Source organism: Sporosarcina sp. ACRSL, assembly GCF_022346605.1.
In the GTDB taxonomy this organism is placed as follows: domain Bacteria; phylum Bacillota; class Bacilli; order Bacillales_A; family Planococcaceae; genus Sporosarcina.
Genome location: NZ_JAKRNT010000008.1, coordinates 234,844 through 246,310, shown reverse-complemented (window position 1 = coordinate 246,310; position 11,467 = coordinate 234,844). Strand labels below are relative to the sequence as shown.

At 43.5% G+C, this 11,467-nt stretch carries 11 protein-coding genes; all 11 read right to left on the bottom strand.

Going from position 1 to position 11,467, the window contains the following annotated elements:
* Positions 1-412: 412 nt before the first annotated feature.
* Entirely contained in the window at positions 413-1,201 is a 789-nt protein-coding gene (spo0A, locus tag MHZ92_RS13710; protein WP_239432276.1) for a sporulation transcription factor Spo0A, read from the bottom strand.
* A 207-nt stretch (positions 1,202-1,408) separates the two neighbouring features.
* Positions 1,409-2,377 carry a SpoIVB peptidase S55 domain-containing protein gene (locus tag MHZ92_RS13705; RefSeq protein ID WP_239432275.1) on the bottom strand — a complete coding sequence of 323 codons (969 nt, stop codon included), beginning with the start codon at positions 2,375-2,377 and terminating at the stop codon, positions 1,409-1,411.
* A gap of 98 nt (positions 2,378-2,475) precedes the next feature.
* Entirely contained in the window at positions 2,476-4,173 is a 1,698-nt protein-coding gene (recN, locus tag MHZ92_RS13700) for a DNA repair protein RecN (protein ID WP_239432274.1), read from the bottom strand.
* A gap of 33 nt (positions 4,174-4,206) precedes the next feature.
* Positions 4,207-4,656 carry a transcriptional regulator AhrC/ArgR gene (gene ahrC, locus MHZ92_RS13695; protein WP_239432289.1) on the bottom strand — a complete coding sequence of 150 codons (450 nt, stop codon included), beginning with the start codon at positions 4,654-4,656 and terminating at the stop codon, positions 4,207-4,209.
* Positions 4,657-4,697: 41 nt separating this feature from the next.
* Complete coding sequence (locus MHZ92_RS13690) at positions 4,698-5,519, bottom strand: TlyA family RNA methyltransferase (RefSeq protein ID WP_239432273.1); 822 nt, start codon at positions 5,517-5,519, stop codon at positions 4,698-4,700.
* A complete protein-coding gene (gene dxs / locus MHZ92_RS13685; RefSeq protein WP_239432272.1) occupies positions 5,516-7,417 on the bottom strand; it encodes a 1-deoxy-D-xylulose-5-phosphate synthase in 1,902 nt (633 codons plus the stop codon). Before dxs ends, MHZ92_RS13690 begins: the two co-directional genes overlap by 4 nt.
* Before the next feature lie 130 nt (positions 7,418-7,547).
* The gene (locus MHZ92_RS13680; protein WP_239432271.1) at positions 7,548-8,432 is read right to left on the bottom strand and encodes a polyprenyl synthetase family protein; all 885 of its coding nucleotides are present in this window, start codon (positions 8,430-8,432) and stop codon (positions 7,548-7,550) included.
* Complete coding sequence (locus MHZ92_RS13675; RefSeq protein WP_239432270.1) at positions 8,425-8,667, bottom strand: exodeoxyribonuclease VII small subunit; 243 nt, start codon at positions 8,665-8,667, stop codon at positions 8,425-8,427. The genes MHZ92_RS13680 and MHZ92_RS13675 overlap by 8 nt, the downstream gene beginning before the upstream one ends.
* The gene (xseA, locus tag MHZ92_RS13670; protein ID WP_239432269.1) at positions 8,668-10,023 is read right to left on the bottom strand and encodes an exodeoxyribonuclease VII large subunit; all 1,356 of its coding nucleotides are present in this window, start codon (positions 10,021-10,023) and stop codon (positions 8,668-8,670) included. It abuts the gene before it with no gap.
* A 99-nt stretch (positions 10,024-10,122) separates the two neighbouring features.
* The gene (gene folD / locus MHZ92_RS13665) at positions 10,123-10,995 is read right to left on the bottom strand and encodes a bifunctional methylenetetrahydrofolate dehydrogenase/methenyltetrahydrofolate cyclohydrolase FolD (RefSeq protein ID WP_239432268.1); all 873 of its coding nucleotides are present in this window, start codon (positions 10,993-10,995) and stop codon (positions 10,123-10,125) included.
* 20 nt (positions 10,996-11,015) lie between these two features.
* Positions 11,016-11,402, bottom strand: coding sequence for a transcription antitermination factor NusB (nusB, locus tag MHZ92_RS13660; RefSeq protein WP_239432267.1), 387 nt, complete (start codon positions 11,400-11,402; stop codon positions 11,016-11,018).
* Between the last annotated feature and the right edge of the window lie 65 nt (positions 11,403-11,467).

The following is an 11,467-nucleotide window of genomic DNA, read 5'->3' as shown; positions in this document are numbered from 1 at the left end:
CTTTGCACTTGCCGTTACGTAGAACGGCGTTTGCGAGCACAAGCGGAGCGTTGCGAGCACATCTTTGCACTTGCCGTTACGTAGAACGGCGTTTGCGAGCACAAGCGGAGCGTTGCGAGCACATCTTTGCACTTGCCGTTACGTAGAACGGCGTTTGCGAGCACAAGCGGAGCGTTGCGAGCATAATGAGGATGCCTTAATTTCTGCAAAAAGTCGCAGAAATTAAGGCAAATCGAACCCTTCGCTGTTCGATTGGCTGAAGCCGTGCCCGCGGAAAGCGTCCAATCGGAACGGAAATCAATGGTATTTGTAGCAGGCTAGAACTTGTACAACCCGCCCACAAACATTTTACACATAAAAAAGACATCGCGATCTTCACGATGTCGTAGAGAAAACTATTCAATAAGGCCGATTAACTTGCAGCGTGTTCAAGACGAATTTTATCTGCAATCATTGCTATAAATTCACTGTTTGTAGGCTTGCTTTTCAAATGATGGACTGTATAGCCAAATGTTTTTGATATGACGTCGTAGTTCCCCCTGTTCCAAGCAACTTCAATTGCATGACGAATTGCCCTTTCAACACGGGATGGGGTTGTTTTGTATTTCTCCGCAATATCCGGATAAAGCACTTTCGTGACGGAACCAAGAAGATCGACGTCGGTATAAACCATTTGAATGGCTTCTCTTAGAAATGCATAGCCTTTTATATGAGCGGGTACACCGATTTCCTTAATAATCGACGTTATCGTCGTATCAAGCACTCTTTGTGACATCGTCACATCTGCTTCAACCGGCTTTTGAACAATTGGCTTTGACTGTTTTTGCGTTCCTGATATTTGGAATATTTGTGACACCAATCTGTCAAATTCAAAAGGCTTCAGCATGAAATAGGATGCCCCTAAGTCCCCTGCCTGCACCATGACGTCCTCTTGTCCGAATGCTGTCAACATAATGATATGCAGATCGGATAATCCAGGATCTTTTTTTATCGTGTCCAAAACTGCTATCCCGTCCAAATGCGGCATGATAATATCTAAAAGAAGTAAATCAGGTTTATTTTCCTGTAACAAAGAAAGGCAGACCTTTCCATTATGAGCTGTCCAAATCACTTCCAATTCCGGATGCTGCTCAAAATAGGCACGCATTGTGTTAACCAACTCTTTATTGTCATCCGCAATCGCTATCCTTACTTTCCCCATCCCATTTCCCCCTACTCGTTATTCACCATGTAGTTTTATCATGCTTTATTATTTACATGAAAATGAACTGCTGTAAAGGAAAAATTCGACAAACAATTGAACAATCCTTTCATTTTTCAAAAAATGAAACTTATGAATTATGGTTTCGTCATGATTCGACGAATTTCATTGAAATAAGCCGACCCTTATTGGGATCGGCTTATTCATTTATCGTTGTTCACCATCTCGCATAGTAACTAAAAACAAGCCCGCACCTTTTTTCGGCTCATCGACAAACATATGTGTGACGGCTCCAACAAACTTTCCATTTTGAATGACAGGACTACCACTCATTCCTTGTAAAATCCCGCCTGTAGCTTCCAGTAATTTTGCATCGGTTAAAATGAAATGGAACTGCTCCTCCTCGATGTTGGTGATTCGGATGGAGAATTTTTCGACTTCCGTCCCTTTTACTGTAGTAAAGACTTCCGCTGTTCCTGCTTGTAATTCCGTAGGTTGCATAATTTCAAGTGGTTCAGCTAACACTTTCTTATAAGCAACGTTCCACGTTCCGAAAATTCCGTAAATACCGTTGCTTTGGATTGTACCCAAATGTTGTTCGTCATTTACAATTGAGGAGATTTTATATCCTGGAGTACCTGGTGTACTTTTCTTAATTTGTTCAATTTCAGAAAGGTATATGGCGCCATTTTTGAAAGGCGGTGGAGATTTCAAGGAGCTGTCAATGATTTGATGACCTAGGGCTCCATAAGTGCCTCGCTTTGGATCGACATATGTCAATGTCCCGGTTCCTTCAGTTCGGTCTTTAAGGAAGGGAAGGAGACGTTTCACGGCATCCCTTTCCGCCAACACTTCAACCGACGCACCTTTTCGACTGATATTCATGTGGATTTTATCATTTTTTGTTTTCATCATGACTTTTTCGAAGTCACTTAGGCTGAACATATCTGTCCCATTGAGACGAGTAATGGAATCGCCCGCCTTTAACCATTGTTCATCGTTTACCAATACGTCATTCGTGACGTAAATGCCGGACAAATCCATTTGAATACCAATGGAATGGCCCATCGGAATAACCCGGTCGCCGGAAGTAGCGGAAATAACATTTTGGAACGGTAGGAAAAACAAAAGCGCGGCAAACGAAGCGGATAACATCAGTCGTTTACTCCATCCCATAGTTCACCTCCTCAGCTGAAAGATACTATTGGTATGTCCGTTAAGATGAATCTTATGAAAGGTTAAATCATGAAAAAACGCATACATTACGTATGCGTTTAACGAAAAGTTATTTTACGGTTTTTAGCCATCGTTAACAGCTCATCTGCATGCTGAAGTGTCAAAGATGTAATTTCTGCACCTGACATCATCCTCGATAATTCCTTCGTTCTCTCTACATCGGAAATTTCAGCTACCGCTGTCGTTGTACGGTTTTCCTTTACTTCTTTCCGTATAAGCAAATGATGGTCAGCCATCGCTGCGACTTGCGGAAGATGTGATATGCAAAGCACTTGGGAATGAGTCGAGATCACCGCTATTTTATCTGCAATGGCTTGTGCGACGCGTCCACTCACTCCAGTATCGACTTCGTCAAAAATAATGGAAGTAATGCCTTGATGCTTCGAGAAAATTGTTTTCAACGCCAACATAATCCTCGACAGTTCGCCGCCGGATGCAATTTTAACAAGCGGTTTCAATGGTTCACCAAGATTCGTCGAAATGAGGAAAACCACATCGTCAAAGCCATTACTGTCATAGCTGTTTGAAGTTTTTCGAGAAACAGAAACTTTAAACGTGGATTTCTCCATATGCAACTCTTTCAGCTGCCGCATGATTGCTTCCTCTAATCGTTGAGCTGATTCTTTTCGGATAATCGATAATTCATTCGCTTCAACTTCCAAGTCTTTTTCAAGCTGGACAAGCTTTTCTTGCTCACGGCCAATCCGTTCATCTCGATTAAGCAATCGGTCGAGATCGTCAGCGATCTTCTCACGATAAATAAGAATATCTTCGACGGTCGCTCCGTATTTTCGTTTTAATGAAGTCAGCATTGCTAGGCGGTCTTCGACAATTGGCAACCTTGTCGGATCGTACTCCATTCGATCAATTATACTTTTCAATTCATGAGCAGTATCTTGCAATGTGTAAAAACTTGTTGAAAGCGCCTCCGAGTGGGATTCAAGTTCCTTGTCGATGGAAGCGGCATCACTAAGATCGCTCATTGCGGAGCCAACCCAATCCAGAGCATGATTGTCGCCGCTAATCGACTCGTAGGCGGTACTCAAACGTTCAAAAATTCTATTGAAATGTTGAAGTTTCAGCTTCTCTTCTTCAAGTTCTTCCTCTTCGCCGATAACAAGCTCTGCATTGTCGATTTCTTTCAATTGAAAAGAATAAAGATCGATTCGCTGCGCAGCTTGCTGTTCATTTTCATTTGCAGATTCAAGCCTACGCTTCAATTTAGTATATTGACGATAAATATCTAAATAGTTTTGATGGGCTTCGGTTAAATATGAACCGGCAAATTGATCGAGCAAATGGATATGTCGCTTTTCTTGCATCAACTCTTGATTATCATGCTGACCATGGATATCTATCAACTGGGCACCGATTTCTCTCAAACTTGCAATTGTCACTAGTTTTCCATTTACCCGGCAAGTCGTTTTACCATTTGCGTTTAAGTCACGCCTTAGAATGATACTTCCATCCTCGCAATCAATGCCGAACTCAGTAAGTTTGTCGAAAACAGGATGATTTACGTCGTCGATCGTAAACATCCCTTCGAGCTCGGCCTTCTTAGCTCCGTGGCGTATAAATTCTTGTGAGCCTCTAGCTCCTGCAAGCAACTGAACCGCATCAATGATAATAGACTTGCCAGCTCCTGTTTCACCAGTAAGAACAGTCAATCCTTGGTCAAAAGTCACTTCGAGATGCTCTATGATCGCAAAATTACGAATAGAAATTTCGCTAAGCATTCAAATATGCACCCCCTTCATCGGACGTTCAGTTCAAATAAGCGCTAATAGCCTTGATTTCACTTCAACGGTTTTAGCCTCATCCCGGCAAATAATCATACAAGTATCATCTCCACAAATCGTTCCGAGCATTTCATCCCATGCTAAATTGTCGATGAGGGAGCCTACTGCTTGGGCATTGCCCGGCAAAGTCTTCAGTATGATGAAATGGCTTGCGCTATCAATTCCTACGAAAGCATCTGTCAGCATTCGTCGAAGTTTTTCTTCCGCATTGAATTTATGGACTGACGGCAAACTGTATTTATAACGGCCGTCAGGCAAGGGAACTTTAATAAGATGCAATTCCTTAATGTCCCGGGAGACGGTCGCTTGTGTCACGTCTACGCCAGCACTTTTTAATTTATCGACAAGCTGATCTTGTGTTTCCACTTCTTCATTCGTAATAATCTCCCGGATTCGCAAATGCCGTTGCCCTTTGTTCAATACAATCACTCCCATGCTTTTTCCACGCCTTTCTTTACGTATCATGTTAACGTTTTGTATGCTTCGGTAATCAATGCACTAAAAGCAGCTTCATCATAAAGGTTCACCGGGTTTTCCTCTGATCGTAAATGGAAGAGGAACTCAATATTCCCTTCCCCACCAGTCACCGGTGAGAAGGAAATACCTCGTAATGAAAATCCATTCATGATGGATGATTCCGCTATTTTTTGCAAAACCTCCAAGTGAACTGACCTTTCCTTTACAATTCCCTTTTTCCCGACTTTATCTTTTCCTGCCTCGAATTGCGGCTTAACAAGAGCGACAACGTCTCCGCCGAATGAAATAATTTTCTTCAGCGGAGGAAATATGAGTGTCAATGAAATAAATGAGACGTCAATCGTAGCTACTTGTGGCGTTCCGTTCTTAAAATGTTCGGGAAGCGCATGGCGGAAATTTGTTTTTTCCATTACGGTGACGCGCTCATCATTCCTTATTTTCCAGGCAAGCTGGTTTGTTCCAACATCGAGAGCATAACAATGTCTCGCTCCATTTTGCAAGGCGCAGTCGGTAAACCCGCCAGTAGAAGAACCGATGTCTAATACGATTTTATTATCGACACTGAGATCAAACACTTCAAGCGCCTTTTCAAGTTTTAAGCCGCCTCGGCTAACATATTTCAATGCCGAGCCTTTAACAGTCAGCGGAGCGTCTATCCTAATTTTTTCGCCAGGCTTGTCAAGTCTCGTTTCAGCGGAAAAAACGATTCCCGCCATTATAGATCGCTTCGCCTGTTCCCTCGTTTCAACAAGGCCCCTTTGAACGAGTAGAACATCAACACGCTCTTTTGGTTGACTGTTTGTCATACGATTTCCCTTTCGGCCCGTGACAACCCTTTAACAGCCTTTTCCATCGTCCTCACTACATTCGCAGCAGTCAAATCGATCTCTTCAAGCAATTTGTCGACATTGCCATGCTCGATGAATTCGTCAGGAATGCCGATGCGGCTTATGGATACATTTGAAGAGACGTCTTGTGCATATTCAACGACCGCACTGCCGAATCCGCCAGCCAATGCGGCTTCTTCTACAGTGACAATCGGCTTACCACTTAAGAAGAGTCGGTCAAGCATTTCAGTATCCATCGGCTTGATGAACCTCGCGTTGATCACTTTCACATGGATGCCTTTTTTCGATAGTGCTTCTGCTGCTTCTAAAGCCAATGGAATCGTCGTACCAAACGTTAATATGGAACCGTCCGTCCCTTCACGCATGACTTCCCATGTACCGATAGGAATCGTCTTTAATTTCTCGTCCATGACAACGCCAAGTCCGTTTCCTCTTGGATATCTCATCGCGATTGGACCATCATTGTAATCCAGCGCAGTCTTCACCATATGCTGTCCTTCATTTTCATCCTTCGGCATCATAATGACAAGATTCGGCATATGCCGCAAAAATGCAATGTCAAATACGCCGTGATGGGTTTCGCCGTCCGCTCCTACAAGTCCAGCACGATCGATGCCGATAAAAACATTTAGTTTCTGCCTTGTAATATCATGTAGCATTTGATCATATGCCCGCTGCAGGAATGTCGAGTAAATTGCTAAAAACGGCTTCATTCCTTGGGTAGCAAGACCAGCCGCCATCGTTGCTGCATGCTGTTCAGCAATTCCAACATCAAAGAACCGTTCAGGGAATTCAGCAGCGAAAGACTCAAGCTTTGAACCAACCGGCATTGCTGGGGTAATTGCTGCAACCCGTTTGTCCTCCCTGGCGATTTTCCTTACAGTTTCAGCTACCAATCCGCTCCATGAAGGTGCAGTCGTTGGAGATTTCACGAAATCGCCTGTTTCAATTTTATAAGGTCCGGTTCCATGCCAAGTACCGATTTTATCGTTTTCGGCTGGTCTATATCCTTTCCCTTTTTTCGTTATGACATGTAGTAGAACAGGTCCTTCTACTTTTTTCGCGTATTGGAGGTTTCGTTCCAAATCAGTTAAGTCATGTCCATCAATCGGTCCTAAATACGTAAATCCGAGCTCTTCGAAAAACACTCCGGATACGAGCAGGTATTTCAAGCTGTCCTTCACTCGCTCGGCAGCTGCGGCAACTTTTCCGCCCACTGCAGGAATTTTTTTCAATATATATTCCAACTCGTCTTTTACACTATTGTATTTTCCGGCTGTCCGTAACTTGCCAAGGACATCATGAAGCGCTCCTACATTCGGGGCAATGGACATTTCATTGTCATTTAAAATAACGATCATATTCGTCTTTAAGTGGCCGATATGATTCAGTGCTTCCAAAGCCATTCCACCTGTCAATGCCCCGTCACCGATGACCGGGATGACATAGTTTGAATCACCTTTTATATCTCGAGCCGCAGCCATCCCTAACGCTGCAGAAAGCGACGTCGAGCTATGTCCTGTCTCCCATACATCATGTTCACTTTCCGACATTTTTGGAAAGCCACTTAAACCTTTGTATTGTCGGAGAGTGCCAAATTGACTGGCACGCCCTGTCAAAATTTTATGCACATACGCTTGGTGCCCTACATCCCAAATGATTTTGTCTTGAGGGCTATCGAAAATCTTATGCAATGCCAAAGTCAATTCGACTACACCTAAGTTCGGTCCGATATGTCCACCAGTCACAGATAAGTTTTCAATTAGAAATTTCCGGATTTCTTTTGCCAAGTCCGTCAACTGTTCTTTATCAAGTTTTTTTAGAAAAGACGGATTTGTAATTTGAGTGAGATCCACTACTATCACACACCTTCATAAATTGATTCCCGCGTAAGTTTGAGTAATGTTTTCATTATAACAAGAAGGTTCTACAATAGGAACTATTGGACCATATTCCGGTTTACCGTTTTTTTATCCAAAGAGGATATCATACATCTCTTTGGACGATATAATCAGCAAAAAGTTGTAACATCGAGTTTTCCTTCTGTAAAAAATCTAAGCTTTCAACTGCCTCGCGGTGATATTTTTCAAGTTGCTGCTGCGCACCTTCAAGTCCTAATAAGGAAGGGTACGTAGATTTATCGCTTGCTGCGTCGCTATTCGCTGTCTTGCCAAGCTGCTCAGTCGTCGATGTGACGTCCAAAATATCATCTTTAATTTGGAATGCCAATCCGATGTTTTTCGCATAATTGCGAAGTTTAACAAGCTCGGATTCGTTCGCATTGGAAAGTATCGCTCCCGCTTCTATACAGAATGATAATAATGCACCAGTCTTATGCATATGAACTTCTTCAAGCTCAGATAGTGATAGGGCAGCTGTCTCCCCTTCCATATCCAGAATTTGGCCGCCTACCATACCATTTGCACCTGATGCATCTGCAAGAAGAGAAATCAGCTTAATCGTCTGTTCAGGTTTGGTTTCTTCCAAAGAAGCCAATATACCAAACGCCCGAGTCTGCAATGCGTCTCCTGCAAGAACAGCAGTTGCTTCCCCGTACACTTTATGATTCGTCGGTTTTCCCCTTCTAAAATCGTCATCGTCCATGCATGGCAGATCATCATGGATGAGAGAGTATGTATGAATAAGTTCAACCGCGCATGCAACCTTCAGGTCATCTTTGGATTCCTTCTCGAAATCAGCAAGGACTGCGAGTACGAGAAGTGGCCGGATTCGCTTGCCACCTGCGTTCACCGAATAGAGCATGGAGTCTTTCAATGATGTGGGGGAGTTTTCGGAGTCGATCAATCGATTCAACTCTGCATCGATTAATGGTCCTTTTGTTGATATGAATTCCTGCAATCGTTTATCCATTAGAATCCCTTCCTTTCGACGGATCAAACGGAGTTGACTGCCCGTTGTTGTCAATGATTGAAATTAGCTGTTTTTCCGCATCTTGCAACTTTCCATGACAATAAGCTGAAAGCTCCATTCCTTGCTTATATAATGTAATGGCGTCCTCTAACGGAACGTCACCCGATTCCAACTTTTGTACAATGCCTTCTAATTTCGACATCGCTTCTTCAAATCGAAGCGTTTCTTCGCTCATTTAGTTTTCCTCCTCATCCGTCATCGTGATTTTCTTAATTTCCGTCTCTACTGTCCCATCTTGCAATCGGACTTTCAACGTTTCACCTATTTTAAGACCATCTACGGAATTTGTGACATTGCCCGCTTTGTAGACGATTGCAAATCCGCGGTCCATTACTTCCAGTGGATTAAGGGCTTTCAGCATCCGAATAGTCGAATTGAATTGTTCGTTTCGATTCCGCAATTCATTTTGTGCTGCCCTCGTGAGTCTTTCGGACAATACTAATAGATTTCGATTTTCGTCTTTTATACGTTGGATTGGTGAATAAAATGATAGCATCCTCGTCAACCGGTCATGGTCTGCTTTACGACTTGCGGTCAGTTCATTCCTGCTTCTATGAAGTCGTTCATCCAAACCGCTCAATTTCTCCGTAAATGGCCGGTAAAGCCTTTCCGGGAATTGCAACGGATAGGATTGCTGATAGGTTGTAAGACGTTTCCGCTCGTGTTTGATTTGATTCGCAAACGACATGTATATCGAGCGCTTGCGTTCCAAAATCCTCTCGAACAATTCTTCCTTCGAAGGTACCGCCAGTTCTGCTGCGGCTGTCGGCGTTGGTGCTCTCATATCAGCTACAAAATCCGCGATTGTCGTATCCGTCTCGTGGCCAACAGCGCTAATAATCGGGATCCGGCAAGAAAAGATCGCTCTCGCGACTGTTTCTTCATTGAAAGCCCAAAGATCTTCAATCGATCCCCCGCCGCGTCCGAGAATCAATACATCGATCGACCCATGTGATTCCGCAAGCTCCAATGCACGCACGATGGAAGGTGCAGCCTGGGGACCTTGCACGATTGCAGGAAACAGGTAGATTTCCGCTAATGGATAACGGCGTTGGAGTGTGGAACAGATGTCTCGGATTGCGGCTCCCGATTGAGCAGTGATGACGCCGATTTTCTTAGGCAATGCAGGCAACCGTTGTTTCCAACGGGCATCGAAGAGTCCTTCTTTCGCCAATGCTGTCTTTAACTGTTCATAGGCAAGATATAAAGACCCGATTCCGTCCGGTTGCATCGTTTGGACGTAAAGCTGGTACTGGCCACTTGATTCGTAGACATTCACATCGCCAGTAATGAGGACATTCATCCCTTCTTCCGGTTTGAACTTCAGAGAACCTGCTGCGGATCGAAACATAGCTGACTGTATCCTGCTTTTATCATCTTTTAACGTGAAATAAATATGCCCGCTCGGATGAATTTTCACGTTCGAAAGTTCACCTTTCACGAAGACATTTCTCAAGTATGGATCCGCTTCGAATTTACGTTTTATGTATTTTGTCAACGAATGGACAGAGAGATAAGTATTTTCACTCAACAATTTCACCCCCAATGATTCCGACGTATAGAAACGCTGTCTTTCTTTTGAAAAACAGCGTCGTTCTTCTTTATGATTGGTGCCGATCAGCCGATTATTTTATTGCAAATTATTTTTGGCTTTTCCACATGCCGATTCTGCGCTTTGAAGCGTATTTTTCAAAAGCATCGTTATCGTCATCGGCCCGACACCGCCTGGTACCGGTGTAATCGCAGAAGCCACTTTTTCTGCTTTTTCGAAATCAACGTCACCGCATAATTTTCCATTTTCATCACGATTCATCCCTACGTCGATGACGACCGCGCCTTCCTTAATATGTTCATCCGTTACGAACTTCGCCCGACCAATCGCTACAATCAATATATCTGCCTGCTTAGTGAATGAGGGAAGGTCCTTCGTTCTCGAATGGCAATATGTCACAGTAGCGTCTTTTTGCAGAAGCAATTGCCCCATAGGTTTACCTACAATATTACTTCTCCCAATAATGACCGCATGCTTTCCAGCGATTTCAACGCCTGTACGCTTCAGCATTTCCATAATTCCGTGAGGGGTGCATGGAAGAAATGTCTCTTGTCCAATCATCATTTTACCGACATTTTGAGGATGGAATCCGTCTACATCTTTATTTGGGTTGATGGCTTGGATGACAAGGTCTTCATTGATATGTTTAGGCAAAGGAAGTTGGACTAAAATGCCGTGGATGGAGTCATCGTTATTCAGTTGTTGTACGTGGTCCAATAATTCCTGTTCGGTTACAGTTGCCGGCAGTCTGATCAGTTCTGACTTCATGCCTACTTCCACACTGGACTTTTGCTTATTCTTCACGTAGGTCTGTGAAGCAGGATCTTCTCCTACAAGAATGACAGCTAGACCCGGCACGCAGCTTGATTCCTCGAGTTCACTTACGCCATTTTTAATTTCTGCTCTTAGTTCTTTACCGATAGCAATGCCATCTATCAATTTTGCGGTCATCCGCTTTCCCTCCAACGTCATTAGTTTTCTTTTTCTTCGAATTTCGATAAGACGCCGTTCACAAAACGGCCCGATTTCTCATCTCCAAATTGTTTACATAGTTCGACCGCTTCGTTCAAGACAACTTTATGGGGCACGTCTTCCTTATAAAGCAGCTCATAGACTGCCATTCTCAGGATTGTCCTTTCGATTTTCGGCAATCTGTCAAGCGACCAGTTTTCAAGCTTGCCAGCAAGCTCCTTGTCCACTTCTTTGCGATGTTCCGTCGTCCCTTTGACGAGTGATTCATAGAAAGGATCGATTGGTCGCTCCACTATGTACGTAATTGCTTCCTCAACTGACATATCCGTATTATCCAATTGAAAAAGTGTTTGAACCGCCTTTTCACGTGCTTCTCTTCGTTTCATTCGTTTGTCTCCTCCACTACTGTGTCTCTTGGGCTTTATCATAGCATATTCGGTTGACGAAGATA